Annotated in this window: 24 protein-coding genes; 6 read left to right on the forward strand and 18 right to left on the reverse strand. The window is 28.7% G+C overall.

Going from position 1 to position 17,726, the window contains the following annotated elements; translation table 11 throughout:
- Positions 1 to 6: 6 nt before the first annotated feature.
- The 8 genes from PB7211_RS06025 to mnmA form a co-directional block, all read right to left on the reverse strand.
- Positions 7 to 801 (reverse strand): hypothetical protein, encoded by a 795-nt coding sequence (locus PB7211_RS06025; RefSeq protein ID WP_008545638.1) that lies wholly within the window; start codon positions 799 to 801, stop codon positions 7 to 9.
- Between the two features lie 111 nt (positions 802 to 912).
- Entirely contained in the window at positions 913 to 1,311 is a 399-nt protein-coding gene (locus PB7211_RS06030) for an HIT family protein (protein WP_008545688.1), read from the reverse strand.
- A 3-nt stretch (positions 1,312 to 1,314) separates the two neighbouring features.
- On the reverse strand, positions 1,315 to 2,085 hold the full coding sequence (locus tag PB7211_RS06035; protein ID WP_008545252.1) for an aminotransferase class IV: 771 nt from the start codon (positions 2,083 to 2,085) through the stop codon (positions 1,315 to 1,317).
- Complete coding sequence (locus PB7211_RS06040; protein ID WP_008544331.1) at positions 2,048 to 2,605, reverse strand: aminodeoxychorismate/anthranilate synthase component II; 558 nt, start codon at positions 2,603 to 2,605, stop codon at positions 2,048 to 2,050. Before PB7211_RS06040 ends, PB7211_RS06035 begins: the two co-directional genes overlap by 38 nt.
- Positions 2,602 to 3,792 carry a chorismate-binding protein gene (locus PB7211_RS06045; protein ID WP_232208841.1) on the reverse strand — a complete coding sequence of 397 codons (1,191 nt, stop codon included), beginning with the start codon at positions 3,790 to 3,792 and terminating at the stop codon, positions 2,602 to 2,604. The genes PB7211_RS06040 and PB7211_RS06045 overlap by 4 nt, the downstream gene beginning before the upstream one ends.
- Positions 3,770 to 4,990, reverse strand: coding sequence for an MFS transporter (locus PB7211_RS06050; protein WP_008544704.1), 1,221 nt, complete (start codon positions 4,988 to 4,990; stop codon positions 3,770 to 3,772). Before PB7211_RS06050 ends, PB7211_RS06045 begins: the two co-directional genes overlap by 23 nt.
- A 6-nt stretch (positions 4,991 to 4,996) precedes the next feature.
- Entirely contained in the window at positions 4,997 to 6,172 is a 1,176-nt protein-coding gene (locus PB7211_RS06055) for a trans-sulfuration enzyme family protein (protein ID WP_034399143.1), read from the reverse strand.
- A gap of 164 nt (positions 6,173 to 6,336) precedes the next feature.
- Positions 6,337 to 7,455: a tRNA 2-thiouridine(34) synthase MnmA gene (gene mnmA, locus PB7211_RS06060; RefSeq protein ID WP_008546086.1), complete on the reverse strand. Its 1,119-nt coding sequence runs from the start codon at positions 7,453 to 7,455 to the stop codon at positions 6,337 to 6,339.
- Positions 7,456 to 7,496: 41 nt separating this feature from the next.
- Between mnmA and PB7211_RS07915 the strand changes: the two genes are divergently transcribed.
- Genes PB7211_RS07915 through PB7211_RS08020 form a run of 3 tightly spaced genes read left to right on the forward strand, consistent with a single transcriptional unit; the run spans position 7,497 to position 8,578 of the window.
- On the forward strand, positions 7,497 to 7,664 hold the full coding sequence (locus PB7211_RS07915) for a DUF3553 domain-containing protein (protein WP_008544731.1): 168 nt from the start codon (positions 7,497 to 7,499) through the stop codon (positions 7,662 to 7,664).
- Between the two features lie 6 nt (positions 7,665 to 7,670).
- Positions 7,671 to 8,435 (forward strand): 3'(2'),5'-bisphosphate nucleotidase CysQ family protein, encoded by a 765-nt coding sequence (locus PB7211_RS06065; RefSeq protein ID WP_008544185.1) that lies wholly within the window; start codon positions 7,671 to 7,673, stop codon positions 8,433 to 8,435.
- Positions 8,435 to 8,578 carry a hypothetical protein gene (locus PB7211_RS08020; RefSeq protein ID WP_034399144.1) on the forward strand — a complete coding sequence of 48 codons (144 nt, stop codon included), beginning with the start codon at positions 8,435 to 8,437 and terminating at the stop codon, positions 8,576 to 8,578. The genes PB7211_RS06065 and PB7211_RS08020 overlap by 1 nt, the downstream gene beginning before the upstream one ends.
- Here the strand turns inward: PB7211_RS08020 and PB7211_RS06075 are convergent.
- A complete protein-coding gene (locus PB7211_RS06075) occupies positions 8,570 to 9,133 on the reverse strand; it encodes a regulatory protein RecX (RefSeq protein ID WP_008545927.1) in 564 nt (187 codons plus the stop codon). The genes PB7211_RS08020 and PB7211_RS06075 overlap by 9 nt on opposite strands.
- 26 nt (positions 9,134 to 9,159) lie before the next feature.
- Between PB7211_RS06075 and PB7211_RS06080 the strand changes: the two genes are divergently transcribed.
- Together PB7211_RS06080 and PB7211_RS06085 are read left to right on the forward strand one after the other, a co-directional pair.
- Positions 9,160 to 9,633: an ABA4-like family protein gene (locus tag PB7211_RS06080; RefSeq protein WP_029455374.1), complete on the forward strand. Its 474-nt coding sequence runs from the start codon at positions 9,160 to 9,162 to the stop codon at positions 9,631 to 9,633.
- Entirely contained in the window at positions 9,626 to 10,213 is a 588-nt protein-coding gene (locus PB7211_RS06085; RefSeq protein ID WP_008545290.1) for a 2-hydroxychromene-2-carboxylate isomerase, read from the forward strand. Before PB7211_RS06080 ends, PB7211_RS06085 begins: the two co-directional genes overlap by 8 nt.
- On the opposite strand, the gene PB7211_RS06090 is transcribed toward PB7211_RS06085, so the two are convergent.
- A complete protein-coding gene (locus PB7211_RS06090) occupies positions 10,210 to 10,593 on the reverse strand; it encodes a rhodanese-like domain-containing protein (RefSeq protein WP_008544362.1) in 384 nt (127 codons plus the stop codon). The genes PB7211_RS06085 and PB7211_RS06090 overlap by 4 nt on opposite strands.
- A gap of 46 nt (positions 10,594 to 10,639) precedes the next feature.
- Here PB7211_RS06090 and bcp point away from each other — a divergent pair, with 46 nt between their 5' ends.
- Positions 10,640 to 11,110 (forward strand): thioredoxin-dependent thiol peroxidase, encoded by a 471-nt coding sequence (bcp, locus tag PB7211_RS06095; RefSeq protein WP_008545779.1) that lies wholly within the window; start codon positions 10,640 to 10,642, stop codon positions 11,108 to 11,110.
- 124 nt (positions 11,111 to 11,234) lie between these two features.
- Here the strand turns inward: bcp and PB7211_RS06100 are convergent, their stop codons facing one another.
- The 8 genes from PB7211_RS06100 to PB7211_RS06135 form a co-directional block, all read right to left on the reverse strand.
- Positions 11,235 to 12,536, reverse strand: a complete 1,302-nt coding sequence (locus tag PB7211_RS06100) for an ammonium transporter (protein ID WP_008545426.1) — start codon at positions 12,534 to 12,536, stop codon at positions 11,235 to 11,237.
- Between the two features lie 140 nt (positions 12,537 to 12,676).
- Complete coding sequence (locus tag PB7211_RS06105) at positions 12,677 to 12,952, reverse strand: HU family DNA-binding protein (RefSeq protein ID WP_008545361.1); 276 nt, start codon at positions 12,950 to 12,952, stop codon at positions 12,677 to 12,679.
- Positions 12,953 to 13,108: 156 nt separating this feature from the next.
- Positions 13,109 to 14,221: an RIP metalloprotease RseP gene (rseP, locus tag PB7211_RS06110; RefSeq protein ID WP_008546098.1), complete on the reverse strand. Its 1,113-nt coding sequence runs from the start codon at positions 14,219 to 14,221 to the stop codon at positions 13,109 to 13,111.
- Between the two features lie 6 nt (positions 14,222 to 14,227).
- Positions 14,228 to 14,677: a YtoQ family protein gene (locus PB7211_RS06115; protein WP_008546018.1), complete on the reverse strand. Its 450-nt coding sequence runs from the start codon at positions 14,675 to 14,677 to the stop codon at positions 14,228 to 14,230.
- 53 nt (positions 14,678 to 14,730) lie between these two features.
- The gene (locus tag PB7211_RS06120; RefSeq protein WP_008545342.1) at positions 14,731 to 16,077 is read right to left on the reverse strand and encodes an NAD(P)/FAD-dependent oxidoreductase; all 1,347 of its coding nucleotides are present in this window, start codon (positions 16,075 to 16,077) and stop codon (positions 14,731 to 14,733) included.
- Entirely contained in the window at positions 16,074 to 16,556 is a 483-nt protein-coding gene (locus tag PB7211_RS07870; RefSeq protein ID WP_029454475.1) for a GFA family protein, read from the reverse strand. Before PB7211_RS07870 ends, PB7211_RS06120 begins: the two co-directional genes overlap by 4 nt.
- Complete coding sequence (locus PB7211_RS06130) at positions 16,549 to 17,178, reverse strand: SOS response-associated peptidase (RefSeq protein WP_008544172.1); 630 nt, start codon at positions 17,176 to 17,178, stop codon at positions 16,549 to 16,551. Before PB7211_RS06130 ends, PB7211_RS07870 begins: the two co-directional genes overlap by 8 nt.
- A complete protein-coding gene (locus PB7211_RS06135; protein ID WP_034399146.1) occupies positions 17,179 to 17,724 on the reverse strand; it encodes a tetratricopeptide repeat protein in 546 nt (181 codons plus the stop codon).
- Positions 17,725 to 17,726 lie beyond the last annotated feature (2 nt).

The raw sequence follows: 17,726 nt of genomic DNA on the forward strand, positions 1-17,726 counted from the left end.
AACATATTAATAGTGTTTTGGCTCTTCTCTTTTTATGCCTAGGCCAAATTGCTCAGGCGCTTCAGCTGGTGGAGGTAAATTATCTCTAGATCCATCAGCTTCAGCCAAATTTTTTTGTATTGCTGCCCCTGGTTTATAAAACATATGAGCAAATTTAGACCAATAAACTCCACCAAATAAAACTAAATTTGAAACTACAAATAAAGTTAAAAACAAAAATGAAATTCCTGTCTGACCATTAAATTGTGTGTATGACCAAGCTAACCCAAAAGTAGAACAAGCTAATAAAGCTAACACAAATAAATCTGCTTTAATTATTCTATACCAAGGATGAGCCTCTGCAGAGACATCAACTCTTAAAAAGAACCAGAACCAATATCCACCTACACAAGTTAATATTGCCCCAACATGCCATAAAACAGACCACATTGATGAAGAAGTTTTATCAGCACCTGTATAGCAAAATACTAATACTGCTGAAGATATCCAAAATATTATAGTACCGTACATACCTAATACATGAGATAATCTTCTTTTTCCAAATCCTAATTCTGAAGTAGTTCCAATGTCTACAACTGCTGTTTTTGCAATGATTGAAGCTTTCTCTCCAGCACCTATTTCTCTAGTTGCTTGAAGTTTTGCTTTTTTTGCATTGTTAAAAAAATAAGTAATATTTTTATGATGTATCATCTGAATTATTGTTCCTAAAGCAATCAAAACTATCATTGCAACAATAAAGCTTTGCATAGCAAATGGCGAAACTGTTTCAGCTAAAACAGAAAATGGATTAGTTCCCAACATATTACCCTTAATGTTAAAAATTTTATTAAAATAAAAAGATTTTCTAAACTAGTTAATTCTATAGATCAACCTTAACTATTGGTCAATGTGTCTTTAATAACAACCTGTAATTTATATTTTTCTTTTATAATGCTGTTTTTTTGGGATTACTGATCTCACTCCACCTTGTGGGTTTTCAACATCATCTTCTCTTCTTGGAATCACATGAATGTGACAGTGCATAATTGATTGACCAGATTCTTTACCTGCATTAGTTCCAATGTTAAATGCTTTAACAGTTTGATCCTTATTTAAAATTTCATTTTTAATTATCTTAATTAAATCATTGCAAGCAATTATTTCATTGTTTGTTAATTCAAAATAATCACTCATATGTCTTTTTGGAATTATCAGGCAATGATATTCTGAAACTGGATAAGAGTCATAACTTGCATAAGCTAAATTATTTTCATGCGCAACTCCACTAATTTTAGGATTGCAGAATAAACAAGGATCATTGGGATCTTTCATAATCTATTTATACCTTGGGCATTTGTTAATTGCCGATTGATAATGTTTTGAAAGAATTTTATAAAATTTTAGGCTTTTTCTTTTCCATTTTATTTGGTTAATGGTTTTTACTGAAGCAACTCCTTTTCCAGATCCAATCAAAATAATTTCATCAAACTCTTTTAAATTACTAACAAAAATATCTTTTCTTGTAATTTTTTTTATTTTTGACTTAAAAAATTTGTATGTAATACCTTTGTAAAATTTATCAATTGGTGAAAAGAATTTACCATCCTTAACAAAAAGTAAGTTAGAAGTTCCGGTTTCAAAAATTTTTTTATTTGAGCATAACCCAATATCTGATTTTGAATTATCAAGTTTGGATAAATGTTTTATTATTTCTTTATATTTTAAATTTTTAAATTCAGGTTTTTGTCTTTTTAGTTTTACTAATTTTAAATTAAAATTTAACTTTGGCTTGATACGTTTTCTTAATGAAATTGAAAGAATGCCTTTATTAACAGCAACTCTTAATAAATGATTATATCTTACTTTTGAATCAATATTATTTTTAATTAATCTTAAAATATTTGATCTTAATGATGATTTAGATATTGAGAAAGCTTTAGCAGATTTGATTAAGTTATTAATATGTTCTTTAAAGAAAAGAATTTTTGAAGGATTTTTAAATATCCACATTGTTGTAAACACACCACGATCTCCCCAAAGATCTTTAAATTCAATTTCTTTAAGATCTTTAAGCTGATAAGATTTTTTTAATAAGTATTTTACCATTTAAAGTTAAAAATGATTCTGGGTGAAATTGAAATCCATAAATTTTATCAATGTTATTTTCAAATGACATTGCGGCTCCTGAAATAACACATCTCATTGTTATGTCAAAATTTTCTGCTACAAAGGGTTCTTTTAATTTTAAAGAATGATAACGACCAACTTTAAATTTGCGTCCAGTGTTAAATAGTTTACTTGATTTATTAACCAATACTTCTGATTGAAATCCGTGATAAATTTTACTTTGTTCAATTATACTAGCTCCTTCACAAAATAATATTTGCTGAAACCCCAGACAAATCCCAATTATTTTCTTTTTACCCTTAAATTTCTTATAAATTTTTGAGGACAATGGATAATCTTTTGGAGAACCTGGTCCTGGAGAAAAAACAATTGTTGATGCTTGATTTAATTTTGAGTTGTTAATTTTACTAAAATCATCACACACGACATTATCAAATAATGAAAATTGATGAACCACATTATGTGTAAACGAGTCTTTGTGATCAATTACATATATCATTTATATAAATCTATTAACGCTTTTGCTTTAATAAAGTTTTCATTAAATTCATGTTTTGCATTACTGTCAATTACAACCCCGGATGCGACTGAAATTTCAGAAACATTTTTATAATTTAATATTGATCTAATAATTATGTTAAATCTCATATCGCCATTAAATTTAATGAAACCAAAGCTCCCTGTATAAATATTTCGATTTTCTTTTTCTTGATTGTTCAAAAGATTTAATGTGCTTATTTTAGGACAACCAATTACTGATCCACCAGGCATCATTGCTTTTATAATATCTATATTCTTTATATTTTTTTTAAGCTTTCCTGTAATTAAACTTACATAATGATAAAGATCTTTATATTCTTCGACTGTTTTTTCTTTGTTAAGCTTAACGCTTCCAGGTTTACATATTCTTGAAAGATCATTTCTTTCCATATCAACTATCATATTATGCTCTTTAGTTTCCTTAATATTATTTCTAAAAAAACTTAAAGCTTTATTCTTATTAAAATTTTTAGTTTTTCTTAATGTTCCAGCTATAGGTTTTGTTGATATTTTAGAACCATTTTTAGTAATTAAATTCTCAGGTGAACAACTAATAATTGAGAAGTTTTTATCTTTAATCATGAAAGCTTCTGGTGCTAAATTGCTTTTAGTCAATCTGCAAAAAAAGTCTAAAGGATCAATTGAAGATTTATTTTTATATTTTGTGCATATTTTAATTTGATATGTCTCACCAGATCTAATTTTCTTTTTAAATTTATTAAAGATTTTAGTGTATGATTTTTGATCAATATTTATCTTAAATTCTTTATCTATTTTTTTTGATGAATTTAATTGATAAGTTAAATCTTCTTTTAAAGAAATTTTAGTTTCTGGCTTATAGAATATTCCTTTTGGAAAGTTGATACTTTTTTGTTTAGGTAACTTTACTCCAATTAGATTATTTAATAATTCATATCCAAAAAAACCTATCATTAAATCTGTATCTTTATACTTTGTCTTAAACTTATGTTTTTGATTTAAAAAATTAATGATATTTTTATTATTTAAAGTTATTTTTTTTGAAAAATCTGTAAATAAATCAAAACCTTTGATCGTTTTATAAATGATAAAAGTTTTGTTGGAGTTGTTAATTCTATTTAAATAATTTTCTCTGATCAATTTTCTAAACTGTTTGAAGTCTTGCAACTTGTTTTTCTTTAATGGGTAAATGTATCAAGCCTGCAAAGACTGATAAACCTATAGATATGTACCATGCATAATCATATGAGCCGTACAAGTCATGAAATACTCCTCCCAAATATGCTCCAAGAAAAGATCCTACTTGATGGCTTAAAAATACTATTCCATATAATAATCCAATATATTTAGTTCCAAATACAAATCCGACAATCCCCATTGTTGGAGGAACTGTTGAGAGCCATAAAAAACCAAAAGTAATACCAAACAATACTGCAATAATTGGACTTGGTGGAAGAAAAATAAATATAGCAATAACTAAACCTCTGGCCAAATAAATAGTGCTTAAAATTATTTTTTTACTAAATTTTTGAGCTAAATATCCTGATGACAATGTTCCTGCTATATTAAATAATCCTATCATTGATAAAATTGTGACTGTACACCATTCAGGTAGACCTCTATCATTAATATAAACTGGAATATGTGTGGCAACTAAAGCAATATGCCATCCACATACAAAAAAACCTAAAGTTAGATAAATGTAACTTTTATTATTCAAAGCTTCTTTTAAAGCCTCCAAGGCTGTTTGATCATCATCAGTTTTACCACCAACTACATTTTTTGGAGTAGTTAGACAAAAAGCTAAAAATAATCCTGCAGCAACAAATGCCGCAAAAATTAATAATGTGTTTTCCCATCCAAATTCTACTAAGGAGTACCTCGTAAAAACTGGTGAAACAAAATAACCAAAAGAACCAGCTGCAGTAACAATGCCTATAGCTACAGTTCTGTTTGAGTCATGAAAATGTTTAGCGACAACAGAAACTGGGATGCTAATTGCAGTTCCACCAAGTGCTACTCCAATTAATACACCAATACCGGTTACAAAATAAAGTCCAGTGTTATATTCTGAAACTAGTATCAAAATTCCAAATAGATAAAATACAAAACCAATAAATACAGCTATATGCCCACCATATTTATCTGTAATAACACCAAACCAAGGCGCAAAAGCTCCCCATAAAAACATTTGAAGACCTAGGGCAAATCCGAATTGTGAAAGAGTAATTCCTAGGTCAGTTGAAAAATCAAAATAGAACATTCCAAATGTTTGTCTAATTCCAAGTGAAACAATGACAATTAAACAAGCTGAAACCAAAGTAATTAGAACTGTTTTATTTTTAATAAATTTTTCAGCTGACATTTAAATTTACTTTAAATGTTTTAAAGCCTGTTTGATATCAGCGATAAGGTCGCTAGGATCTTCAAGACCTATATGTAATCTTACAAGATGTTCATCTTTTGCTAAATTTAAGTATTTTCTATTTCCTGTTTCTCTGTATTCTTGATGTAAAGCTAAACTTTCAAAACCACCCCAACTATAACCATAACCAAATAATTTAAGTGAATTAACAAATTTTTTAACTGAATTTGTATTTTTAGATTTTATCTTTAACCCCATTAATCCTGATGCACCAGAATAGTATTTTTTCCACATTCTAAAATTGTAAGAATCTTTTTTATAAGGATAAAGTAATTTAAATTTTTTATTTTTTGATAAAAATTCAGCAACTTTTTTTGCATTTTCACTATGGCGATCTAATCTTACATCAAGAGTTCTTAATCCTCTTGTAATCAAATAAGCATCATCAGGACCCAATCTTAAGCCTGTATTTCTCTCAGCAGTTTTCACTTTATTAAAAACTTTTTTATTTACCGCTAAACTTCCACCCATTACATCGGAATGACCTGAATAATATTTAGTAGCAGACACAATTGACATATCAAAACCAAACTTAATAGGTTTAAAATAATAAGGAGTTGCCCAGGTATTATCTATAGCAGTTAAAATTTTATTTTTTTTAGCAATAGATATGATTTTTCCAAGATCTTGAAATTCAAAAGAGTTACTTCCTGGATTTTCAACAAAAATTAATTTAGTTTTTTTTGAAATATTTTTTTCAATAGTTTTTAAATCATGTGGATCATAAAAAACTGCTTTAATATTAAATTCTTTAAGAAAATCTTGAGTTAAAATTCTTGTTGGACTATAAACTGAGTCTGTAAGTATTATCTCATCTCCGGGTCTGGTAATGCTGAAAATTGCTAAAAATACTGCTCCAAATCCTGTTGGAGTTGTAAATACATGATAACTTTCTTCAAGTTTAGTTAAAATCTTTTGTAATATATGTGTTGTTGATGTTCCTTGTCTGCCATAATCATAATGTCCACCAATTGGGTTTTTTTGAGCTTTTGCTTGTGTCTTTCTTATATGTTGCATCGATTTAAATATAATTGTCGATGCTCTAACAACTGGGGGGTTCACAGACTGATTATGAAAGTCTTTTGCAGTATGTTTCAGGAACGTTTTGAAAGAATTGTTCATAATAAAATTTGATATGTTTAGAAGACAATGCTATATCCCGTAAAAAACGTCAATAAAATTAATATATAGGATTTAATGAGTTACCCGAAGAAACATAGAGGCCGAAGAAAACAAGGCTCTAAAAAAAGAAGAGCTAAAAGAAAAAATAAGAAGAAATAATTCCTCTAATCTTTAATCCAACCACCACCTAAAACCTTGTGACCATATTGGTCCTTGTTGTAGAATACACATGCCTGCCCAGGTGAAATACCATCTTCTGGACTTATTAAACTAACATTAGCTGTATTATCATCCTTTAAATCAATTTTTGCCTCTAAAAGGCTACCTGTTGATCTAACTTTAACAAATATATTTTTTTTTAGCTCTTTTTTATCAGTTAATAAATTTAAATCTTTTAGAGTTATAGATTTTTTTCCAAGTTTTTCTTTTGGACCGACTACTATTTCGTTATTTTCAGAATTAATCTTGAGAACATACAAAGGTTCTTTATCGGATACTTTAATTCCCTTTCTTTGACCAATAGTAAAATTAATTATTCCATCGTGCACACCTATTACATCACCGTCTAGATTTTTTATATTTCCTTTTTGAAAAGAATCTGGTCTAAATTTTCTAATAACAGAAGCATAATCTCCATTTGGTACAAAACATATGTCTTGGCTATCTGGTTTGTCGGCAACATTTAAATCTAAATCTTTAGCAATTTCTCTTGTTTCATCTTTAAGCATTCCACCTAATGGAAATCTTAGATAGTCTAATTGTTCACGTGTAGTATTAAATAAAAAATAACTTTGGTCTCTATTTTCATCAATTGCTCTATACATGTTAGTTGTATTGTTAGATGTAATACTTTTTACATAATGACCTGTAACTAAGGCATCTGCATTAAGTTCTTTTGATACCTCAAATAAATCTTTAAACTTCACAGTTTGATTGCATTGAACACAGGGAATTGGGGTTTCTCCATTCAAATAACTGTCTACAAAATTATCAATAACTCCCTGTTTAAATTTATCCTGATAATATAAAATTTTATGTTCAATGTTTAATTTATGCGCAACACGTTTTGCATCCATTATATCTTGTCCTGAACAACATTGCTTTGATTTTGCGACTTCTTTACCATCATCATAAAGTTTCAAAGTAATTCCTATAACCTTATAACCTTCGTTTTTCATCATGCCAGCAACTGTTGATGAGTCAACTCCTCCAGACATAGCAACAACCACTGTCGTATCCTCTGGCTTTTTATTAATTCCAATAGAGTTTAATTCATTATTCATAAGGTGGTATTTATACTTATTTACAATATAAGTTAAATTAAATGATTTTAGATTATGAACCAGGTGACAAAGTCACTAATCCAAGCAATAAAGACTGGGGTATTGGCCAGGTTCAATCTATTATAAAAGATAAAGTTACCGTTAATTTTGAAAATGTTGGAAAAAAAGTAATTAATGCAAAAAATATTGAGTTAAAAAAAATTGGCTAATTTTAAATGGATATAAAAAAAATAATTGAAGAATTAGTAGATACCTTTTTAAAGGCTGGAGAGTTATCTATTTCATTAAGAGATAAAGGGTTAAAAAAAGAAATTAAATCTGACAATACACCAGTAAGTAATGGTGACATTGAGGTTAATAAGTTTATTACTAAAAAAATTTCTGAAATAACACCAGACATACCAATTATTTCTGAGGAAACATCGGACAATAAAAATAATTCAACTCTAAAAGACTTTTGGCTAGTTGATCCAATTGATGGAACATACGATTACATAAATGATCTTGAGGAATTTACAATCAACGCGGGCTTAATTATTAACAATGAACCAGTAGGCGGATTAATTAATGCACCTGCTAAGAGGAGAATGTTTTACGCTTATGGTAAAGGAAGTGCTTATGAATTAAGTAACGGAGTTATTAAAAGTCTAAATGATAAAGAAATTAAAAATAATCAGCCCTTAAGATTTATTTCTTACTCAAATAAAATTAAACCTGAAATTCAAAAAATATATCAAGACTTAGGTGTTACTGAAAATATAAAAATGAAAAGCTCCTTAAAATTTTGTGTTGTGGCAACCGGAGAATACGATGGTTATGTTGCAGAACCAAGAGCCTACGAATGGGATATTGCTGCAGGACATGCAATTTTAGTTGCCTCAGGTGGTACTATAACAGATTTTGATGGTAATGAGATTTTATATGGAAAAAAAGATTTAAAAAACCCAAGTATAATTTTAAAAAGTAAAAATTTATTATAATGGATGAGCAATTAAGAATAATATTAATAATATTAGTTTCTGTTTCAATTTTTGGTTTATTAGTTTTTGTATTTGTTAAAAACTACATAAGAAATAAAATAGATAATTTAGTTGAAGAAGAAGATAAAAAAAAATTAAAGTAAATTTATTATTTTTAAATATTCATCTTTTTCTATATCCATTACTTTTTTTGAAGTTTCAAAATCAAAACCATTCCGGGCTAGTAAAGATATATCTTTTTTGTAAAATAAAATCCTATTGTCTTCTACTCTTGCTGGACCAATTCTTTTTTTTTTACAAATTTTTATAGCTGAAAAAAAATCTTGATCAGAATTATCTTCATTTATTTTCTCGACTGTATCTTTTATGAACTCATCATTGATGCCTTTGCCAATTAAATAATTTCTGATTTTATTAATTGAATTTCCTTTTTGGATCATACTTTTCGCTTTACTCTCAGAATAAAATTTATCATTGATAAATTTACTTTTTTCTAAATCTATAAGAACAATATCAATAAGTTTATTTACATCTTTTTTTCTTATATCTGATGCTGAAAGTTTCATATATTTCTTTAACAAATAGGTTTTTAATTGTTGTTTTGAGGGTGCATATTTGTCGACATAAGCTAAGGCAAAATTTCTCATCTCTTCAACTGTTACATTTAAGGATTTTTTTCTATTTCTTATAGGAATCATGGTTAGATTTTATATAATATATTTAAATGATCGAACAAATTTATACTTACTTTACAATTGAGACACTTTACATGTGGGTTAATTTAGGTGTATTGCCATTTTGGTTTATTTTAATTTTTTTTCCACAATCACACTTATGTAGGTATTTTGTAACATCAATATTTCCGATCTTTTTATTAGGTGGGGCTTATACATTTGTTTTATATAAATCATATTTAATCGGGTATGATTTTGTTGGAAACTTCACCCTATATTTAGGCATATATGAGTTATCCAGATTATTTGAAGATAACTTGTATTTAATGATTTTCTGGATACATTTTATTGCAATCAATTTATTTCTAGGTGGGTGGATTGTAAAAGATGCTCAGAAATTTTTTATTAATAAGTTTCTTTTGGCATTACCTCTGATTATTACTTATTTAATAGGTCCAATTGGATTGTTTGTTTATTGGATAATCCGAATTTTCTATGCAAAACGTATGAGCCTATATGAGTAATCAAATAGATTTTTATTTTGATATAATTAGTCCCTTCTCATTTATTGCTCACAAAAAAATTCAAAAAATCATTCAAAATAAAAAAGTCTTATTTAATTATAAGCCTATTCTATTGGGCGGTTTACATAAGTTGGCTGAAATTGATGCTCCAGCATTTAATAAATACAAAATAAAAATATTACAAAGTGATTGTGAATTAGTATCAGAAAAAAATGATATTTCTTTTAATTGGAATTCTAAATTTCCAATAAACTCTCTTTATATGATGAGAGGATATTTATATGTAGAAGAAAATTTAAAAAAATTATATCTAGATGCATTTTTTAACGCGTATTGGAGAGATAACATTGATTTATCTAATGAAATTGAAATAACCAAGATATTAAAAATATTAAATATTGATAACAAAAAATTTTTTGAGGGAATAAGTAATCAATTAATTAAAGATCAGTTAAAAGAATTAACAGCAGAAGCATTTAAAAAAGAATTATTTGGAGCTCCAACTTTTGTTGCTAATAATAAAATTTTCTGGGGTCAAGATCGTCTAGACTATGCTGTTGATGAAGTAAGCTCTAACTAAACAATTTTAAACTTACTCTGACTAATAGCTCCAAATCCACCCTCTATATGTGAAACTTTCTCATAACCCATATTTTTTAAAGCTTTCACTGCCAAAGCTGATCTAACACCTCCAGCACAAAATAGAACCATTTCTTTATTTTGATCTAATTTTCCTTTTTGGAAATAAACACTGTTTGGATCTAAAAAGATTTCTAACATTCCTCTTGAAATGTGAACTGAATTTTCAACACTACCTGTTTTTTCTAATTCTCTAGCTTCTCTTATATCAATTAAATTGCATTCATTATCTTCAACCATTTTATGAGCATCATCTGCATTAATTGTTTTAATTTCTTGCATTGCCTCTGATACTAAAGTTTGAATAGATTTAACTGTCATAATTGTGTTTTAAAATACCTTAATAGTATTATATTGCTAGAAAATTATGTTAAAAATTAATACTAAAGCGCCAAATTTTAAACTGCTATCTACATCAAAAGAAACTTATTCATTAAAAAATTCTCTTGGAAAATATGTTGTAATCTATTTTTATCCTAAAGATGACACACCAGGGTGCACAATTGAAACTAATGATTTTAATAAATTACTATCAAAATTTGAGAAATTAGAATGTGAAATTTATGGAATATCTAAAGATAATATTAAAAGTCACGACAAATTTAGAGACAAATATAAGATAAAATTTAATTTATTAGCTGATGAAGAGATCAAAATCCTTAAGAAATATAAGGTTTGGGGTAAAAAGAAATTTATGGGTCGTGAATTTATGGGTATTAATCGAACTACATTTTTAATAGATAAAAAGGGCAAAATTATAAAAATTTGGGAAAACGTTAAAGTTAAAGACCACGCTAAAGAAGTCCTTGAAACACTTAAAACATTTTTAAAAAAATAAAAAAAAGGCCCCTAAAAAGGGGCCTTTTACTAACTATAAGAGAGAGAGATAGTTATTTTGTTTTTAAGAGGCTCTTCAATGAGATAACGATATGGAGATCGAAGAGCCTCTTTATTGCATGCAATTAGTCTCTGATTGCGTAAGCAATTACACCTGTTTCAGTAACGTCTGTTCCTTTAGTTTCAGCTTCTTTACTCAATCTGATTCCAAACGTAGCTTTCATTATTGACCATATGATGTAAGACACAGCAAACACAAAAATGTTTATTGAAAGTACACCAATTAATTGTGCACTAAACGATGCATCACTGTTTGTTAATGGCACTGCTAATGTTCCCCAAATTCCAGCAAACATGTGAGCTGGAATTGCACCTACTACATCGTCAAGTTTGAAACTGAATAATAATTTAGTTCCAAATACTACGATTAATCCACCTACAGCTCCAATTAAAATAGCAGCTAAAGGTGTTGGTGCTAATGGTTCAGCTGTAACAGCTACAAGGCCACCAATTGCTCCGTTTAACATTTGAATTACATCTGTTTTACCATACATTAATCTTGTAATGATTGCAGCAGCCATAACACCTCCACAAGCAGCAAGATTAGTATTAATAAATATACCCGATACGGCAACTGCATCATCAAATGTTCCAATAGCTAGTTGAGATCCACCATTGAATCCAAACCAACCTAACCATAATATGAATACACCAACAGTTACTAACGGAATTGAAGAAGCAGCAAAAGGTTGTAATGCTTTAGGATTACCTTTGCTATCAAATCTTCCAGTTCTAGCACCTAACAAAATAATACCAGCTAAAGCAGCTGCACCACCAGTTGAGTGTACTAATGTAGAACCAGCAAAATCAGAGAAGCCTAGTTCTGCCAACCAGCCTCCGCCCCATTGCCAACCCATAACGATTGGATAAATTATCCCAGCTAAAATAGCTGCAAATAAGAAAAACGGCCATAACTTAATTCTTTCAGCCATTGCACCTGAACAAATTGAAACTGTTGTTGCGCAGAATACCATTTGGAAGAACCAGTCTGATCCATCAGCATAACCTGTATCAACTGCACTTGCATCTGACCATGGTGTAAATGTTCCTATGTATCCTCCTTCAGGAATTCCATAAGCTAAATTATAACCAAAAAGCCAAAACATAATTCCAGCAATTGAATATAGACCTATATTTTTAGCACAAATTACTGATACACTTTTTGAAGTTACCATACCAGATTCTAGCATAGCAAAACCCGCCGCCATGAACATGACAAGGAAACCACAAATTAAAAATAGAAGCGAGTTAAATATCGCTTGAACTTCTCCAGAGACAGTTGTCTCCGCCATACCCGCACTACTCATGTTTAATAAAAATATTAAACTCAGAAGCGGTGTTGATATTTTTTTTATTATTTTAGTCATTAGACCTCCACTTGTTTAAGTGGTGACTTATAGTTTCATTTATTCTTTAAACTAACGCTGATTAGGTAAACTGGATATGCATTTTTTGCATATAGTAACAGCCCTAAACGTATTTTAAACGTTAGGGCTGTTAAAAAAAATTATTTATTGAATACTTCTTTTAAAGCTTTTGCTGGTAAGAATTTTACTTTTTGAGAAGCAGCGATTTGAATTTGCTCACCTGTTCTCGGGTTTCTTCCAACTCTTGCTTTTCTCTTAGCTACTTTATAAGTACCAAATCCAGCAATTTTTACTGAATCATCACCTTTTAATGCGTCCAAAATGGTGTTTGTTATTGTATCAAATGTTCTTTCAGCATCGGCTTTACTCATATTTAATGAGCCTGAAAGCTGGGCAATTAGTTGTTTTTTGTTCATTTTAGCTCCGGTTTTGTTGATTAATTATCATACTTGTCATAAACGTTGATAAATCAAGCTTTTTTTTAGTGTCTCTTAAATTTTTCAACACAATATATAGTTTGGGCTAAATTAAGCGCTATTTTAAAGGCTTATTAAACAAATTAAACTTATTAATTAACTGAATAAACCCAAGTCTTTTAAGTCATTAAACGTTGTAAAAAACATCAATGATATCAATAAAAACATACCGATTCGAAAAAAACCTTCCTGAGTTTTTTGAGATAATGGACGTCCTAAAACCTTTTCAAAAGCATAAAACATTAGGTGACCACCGTCTAACATTGGTATTGGAAATAAATTAATAAGTCCAAGACTTATAGAGATATAAGCCATGATAGAAATAAAAGGAAGAATACCAATTTCAGCAACTTGACCAGTAATTTTAGCTATTCTTATTGGGCCTCCTAATTGAGAACTGTCACCAGTCCCTTTAATCATAGTGCCTATATATTTAAGTGAGGCCGCGCTAACAAAGTAAACTTCTTTAATTGAATGAATTAAAGCCTGAGTAGGACCAAGTTTTACATGATTTATTTCATTATTATATGCACCAAGTTTAATGCCAACCATTCTTTTGTTAATTTTGTTTCCTAAATTATCATCACTTAAAACTATATTTGGTGTAATTTTAAGTAAGTATTCTTGATCTAATCTTTCGACTTTAAAATCAATAACATCTCCTGTTGAAGTAGTAATAAACTTTGAGACATCCATAATGCTGTTAACTTTGTTACCATCAATTTCTAAAATGATATCATTTTGTTTTAGCCCACCTATCATTGCAGGGCTATCTTTTTGAACTTCATTGATAACAGCAGGGGTAAAATCTTTTCCTATAAAAGTATAAATAGAAAAAAAAATAACTATAGCTAATAAAAAATTAGCCAAGGGTCCACCAAATACAATTAATGCTCTTTGATACAAAGGTTTAATAACAAATAATTTATCTTGATCTTCTTTACTATATTGTTCTAAAATTTTTTCATGGTCAGCTTGTGAAAACACATTTCTATCTCCAAAAAATTTCACATATCCGCCCAAAGGTATCCAACAAATTTTCCATCTTGTGCCTGATTTATCATTCCATCCAAAAATTTCTTTTCCAAATCCAATGGAAAAATCAGTAACACCTACTCCATATTTCCTTGCGAAATAATAGTGTCCATACTCGTGTATGAATACAACTACTAGAATTAGAATTATAAATGGAACTATATATGTAAGCATAAATAATTATTTTAATGTTCCCTCTAAAACATATTTTAATATACGAACAACCTGTTTTTGATCAGACGCAACTGCTGATGCAGCAGCATTAACTTCTTTTAGAGCATGAAGATGATCTTCGTTGTGAATAACAATTATAGATTTATTTAAAGCTGAAGCATAGCCTGCATCAAAGGCAGCATTCCATTGTTTATATTTTTCCCCAAATTTAACAACAACAACATCACTATCTTGAATAGATTTTTTAGTTCGAATTGAATTGATATTAGCTCCTTTACGGTCTTTCCACATATTTTTTTCTTCTTCTCCTAAAATCTCTACTCCACAATTATCAGAGGCCTCATGATCAGTTACTGGAGAAGTGAATTTGATATCTAATTTTTCTTTAGCACAAAGATCAATAATTTCATCACGCCAACTAGTATGGATTTCACCAGCCAGATACACTTTCAACATATAATTCTCCTTATTATAAATACTTAAATTTAATAAATATTTATTAACTTATATCAAACATTAAGCTTATCCTTAATTGTATAAAACCACACAGCCAATCTAAAATAAAATATCCTTAATTGAGGAAATATAAATTTTTTTGGTAATCCCTTATAAATCTTTGAAATATTAAGATCTTTACTATTTGAGGAAAAGACTAGTTTAGATAGCTGTTTTCCAGTCCAGGGAGCTGCGCTCACCCCTACTCCATTATAGCCAAATCCATAATAAATTTCCTCGTTTTCAATTTTACCAATTGATGGGTTGAGTTTTTGAGATAAGGCAATTAAGCCCCTCCAATTATAATCAATTGAGACATTTGACCATTTTGGAAATATATATTTTAAAAACTTCTCCATTTTTTTCGACATAGCTAAATTTGACTGATCACTTCCAGTCAAATCCCCCCTAGTTCCAAACAAAATCCGATTGTCAGGTAGCTTTCGATAATAATACAATAGATTTTTAGTATTAGCGATTGGTGAAAATGTTTTGAAGTTGTGAGCATTAAGTTCATCCTCATTAAGCTTTCTAGTAACAATTACATTTGAAATGATTGGTAATATTCTGCCATCCATTTGAGAAATTAATCCCTCTTGATAAAATCCATTAGTTGCAACAACTATTTTTTTTGACCGAATAGATCCCTCTTTAGTTTTTAAAATATAAGATCCATTTTTTTTATCAATCTTATCTACTTTGGTATTTTCATATATCTTTAATTTTTTAGATAAAGCATATCTTGCAATTCCATTAACAAATTTAAGAGGATTTATTGCGAAACCAGGTTTATAGGAAAATGCTCCAAATTGTTCCGTTCCTCCATGACCAATTTCATTAAATTGTTCTTTAGAATAGATCTCAGTTTCAATACCAAACTCAGATTTATAAACCTCGGCTTGTTCTTTTATTTGTTCAAATTTATTTTTATGATGAGCAACAACGTAATTACTATCTCCTGTTACATCACAATCAATATTATATTCTTTTATGATATCTTTTGTATGATTTGAGCCCTCAACAGAATTTTTAAAAAAGTTTTTTGTTTCTTCTCTTCCATAAATAGATTGCATTTTTTTAAAAGACATTTTGCTTGGTGGTAGGCAATTAAATCCAGCATTACGAGATGATGCACCCCATCCAATTTTTCCCGCCTCAACTAAAATCACATCTAAGTTATGATTTTCAATCAAATTAATTGCACATAATAAACCTGTATAACCCCCACCAATAACAACTATTTCTGAGTTGGTATCTTTGGTTAGTTTTTTTAAGTTTAAGTTTTCTTGTGAAATATCTTCCCAGTAACTATTGATAGGAGTTTCAAATTTATAAATATCTGAATGATAGATATTTTTCATTTTTTTGTATTTAGATATTCTTTAATTCTAATAATACTTTCTTTTGGCCAGGTTTCTTTTGGGTCATACATTTTCTCAAAACAATTATTAATATTTGATAAATTTACCCATTCATCTTTATCTTTAGTAAATATGTGAGCTTGTGGGGGAAATTCGTCAGATTTTTCTAAAGTTTTAGTTCTAACATTTAATCTACCAATCGCAGACTCATAATCTGTGTAAATATAAGACCCACATTTGTTACAGAAAAATATTTTAACAGATTTGCCGCTACCAGCTTGGAGTTTAATAGTTGATGAAATTTCTCCTTCAATACTTAAAGTATTATCCAGAACACTTGAATTGATAACATAAGATGAACCTGTTAAAATTTTACAATCTTTGCAATGACAGGCCTGAGTAAATAATGGTTTTTCAGTAAGTTTGTATTTAACTGCACCACACAAACATTTACCTTTTAATTCAATTTTATTATTCATTACTTACTTTTTGAACTAAAGATGCGCTATTATTTGTCGGTTTATTTACATCCTTTGACACCTCATGAAATATAAGATCTGGTTTATTACATTCATTTAAGAAGTTTGAACCCTGTAATTCCAAATTTAAATATCTATTAACATCTGTTTGATTAATTATAACTGGTTGTCTATGATGAATTTCGCTTATATTTTCTTTAGCTTCTTCAGTAATTAAACAAAACTGATCGTCTTCAAAAATACCAGCAAAAAATATTAAATTTCCATCCTTTCTTGTGAAATAATGTGGAGTTTTTTCTTTTTCCTCTCTTTTCCATTCATAAAAACCGTCTGCTACAGCAACACATCTATTATTTTTAATTAGTTTTTTAAATGAAACTTTCTCATCGATAGTCTCTAATCTTGCATTAATTAATGCTTTAAAATCTTTATCTTTAGCCCAGCCTGGAATTAAACCCCATTTAAGTGACTCTAATGTATTTCCATTTTTATATTTTTTAATAACTGGAAGTTTTTGATAAGGATGTGCGTTATAGTTTTCAATATCATCAACCTGAATAGCTGATTTAACTAATTTACTTGTTTTGGTTACAGGATTTTTAACAACATATCGTCCACACATTCAAATTGAGTCTCTTTTTATTAATTCTTGTATTTTTTTAATCATAATTTTTGGAGATCTCATTGTAGGATAGATTTTTTCTGCCATTTGATAACTAAGAATTGCCTTTTCATAATTTTTAAGTTGAATATTTACTAAACCTTGACCGGCTAAAGCACCAAAATGTCTGTCTTCTAAATTAAGAACTTTATTAATATCATTCTGTGATTTTTCAAATTCACCAATCATATAATATACTGTAGCTCTTTTGTTCCAAGCTTCAGCCCAAGTTGGATCCATTTCAATTACCTCTGTGAAAACTGAAATGGCCCTAAATAAATTTTTATCCTGCATTAATTTAGATCCTTCATTTAAAATTGATGTTAGTTTGTCATCAGTAGGATGTGTGCTCCAAAGATCCCAAATTTTTAGTTCAATATTCTTTGATAAAGTTGGATCATTTTTTTTTAAATCTATAAATAATTTATCTAGTTCTAAATTTCTTTCATTTGCAGCTAAAGTTGTAGTCGAAAAAAATAAAATAATAATTGTTAGAATCTTCTTCATAC

Source organism: Candidatus Pelagibacter sp. HTCC7211, assembly GCF_000155895.1.
Lineage (GTDB): Bacteria > Pseudomonadota > Alphaproteobacteria > Pelagibacterales > Pelagibacteraceae > Pelagibacter.

What these genes read in the sequence shown, in the direction of transcription:
- PB7211_RS06120 (WP_008545342.1), bottom strand. Translation starts at nt 16,077, where the DNA reads ATGAAAAATATCTATCATTCAGATATTTATAAATTTGAAACTCCTATC.
- PB7211_RS06040 (WP_008544331.1), bottom strand. Translation starts at nt 2,605, where the DNA reads ATGATATATGTAATTGATCACAAAGACTCGTTTACACATAATGTGGTT.
- PB7211_RS06050 (WP_008544704.1), bottom strand. Translation starts at nt 4,990, where the DNA reads ATGTCAGCTGAAAAATTTATTAAAAATAAAACAGTTCTAATTACTTTG.
- PB7211_RS06085 (WP_008545290.1), top strand. Translation starts at nt 9,626, where the DNA reads ATGAGTAATCAAATAGATTTTTATTTTGATATAATTAGTCCCTTCTCA.
- PB7211_RS06075 (WP_008545927.1), bottom strand. Translation starts at nt 9,133, where the DNA reads ATGATTCCTATAAGAAATAGAAAAAAATCCTTAAATGTAACAGTTGAA.
- PB7211_RS06065 (WP_008544185.1), top strand. Translation starts at nt 7,671, where the DNA reads ATGGATATAAAAAAAATAATTGAAGAATTAGTAGATACCTTTTTAAAG.
- PB7211_RS06025 (WP_008545638.1), bottom strand. Translation starts at nt 801, where the DNA reads ATGTTGGGAACTAATCCATTTTCTGTTTTAGCTGAAACAGTTTCGCCA.
- PB7211_RS06130 (WP_008544172.1), bottom strand. Translation starts at nt 17,178, where the DNA reads ATGTGTGGACGATATGTTGTTAAAAATCCTGTAACCAAAACAAGTAAA.
- PB7211_RS06055 (WP_034399143.1), bottom strand. Translation starts at nt 6,172, where the DNA reads ATGAACAATTCTTTCAAAACGTTCCTGAAACATACTGCAAAAGACTTT.
- PB7211_RS06115 (WP_008546018.1), bottom strand. Translation starts at nt 14,677, where the DNA reads ATGTTGAAAGTGTATCTGGCTGGTGAAATCCATACTAGTTGGCGTGAT.
- PB7211_RS06135 (WP_034399146.1), bottom strand. Translation starts at nt 17,724, where the DNA reads ATGAAGAAGATTCTAACAATTATTATTTTATTTTTTTCGACTACAACT.
- mnmA (WP_008546086.1), bottom strand. Translation starts at nt 7,455, where the DNA reads ATGAATAATGAATTAAACTCTATTGGAATTAATAAAAAGCCAGAGGAT.
- bcp (WP_008545779.1), top strand. Translation starts at nt 10,640, where the DNA reads ATGTTAAAAATTAATACTAAAGCGCCAAATTTTAAACTGCTATCTACA.
- rseP (WP_008546098.1), bottom strand. Translation starts at nt 14,221, where the DNA reads ATGCTTACATATATAGTTCCATTTATAATTCTAATTCTAGTAGTTGTA.
- PB7211_RS06090 (WP_008544362.1), bottom strand. Translation starts at nt 10,593, where the DNA reads ATGACAGTTAAATCTATTCAAACTTTAGTATCAGAGGCAATGCAAGAA.
- PB7211_RS06035 (WP_008545252.1), bottom strand. Translation starts at nt 2,085, where the DNA reads ATGGTAAAATACTTATTAAAAAAATCTTATCAGCTTAAAGATCTTAAA.
- PB7211_RS07870 (WP_029454475.1), bottom strand. Translation starts at nt 16,556, where the DNA reads ATGAATAATAAAATTGAATTAAAAGGTAAATGTTTGTGTGGTGCAGTT.
- PB7211_RS07915 (WP_008544731.1), top strand. Translation starts at nt 7,497, where the DNA reads ATGATTTTAGATTATGAACCAGGTGACAAAGTCACTAATCCAAGCAAT.
- PB7211_RS06100 (WP_008545426.1), bottom strand. Translation starts at nt 12,536, where the DNA reads ATGACTAAAATAATAAAAAAAATATCAACACCGCTTCTGAGTTTAATA.
- PB7211_RS06080 (WP_029455374.1), top strand. Translation starts at nt 9,160, where the DNA reads ATGATCGAACAAATTTATACTTACTTTACAATTGAGACACTTTACATG.
- PB7211_RS08020 (WP_034399144.1), top strand. Translation starts at nt 8,435, where the DNA reads ATGGATGAGCAATTAAGAATAATATTAATAATATTAGTTTCTGTTTCA.
- PB7211_RS06030 (WP_008545688.1), bottom strand. Translation starts at nt 1,311, where the DNA reads ATGAAAGATCCCAATGATCCTTGTTTATTCTGCAATCCTAAAATTAGT.
- PB7211_RS06105 (WP_008545361.1), bottom strand. Translation starts at nt 12,952, where the DNA reads ATGAACAAAAAACAACTAATTGCCCAGCTTTCAGGCTCATTAAATATG.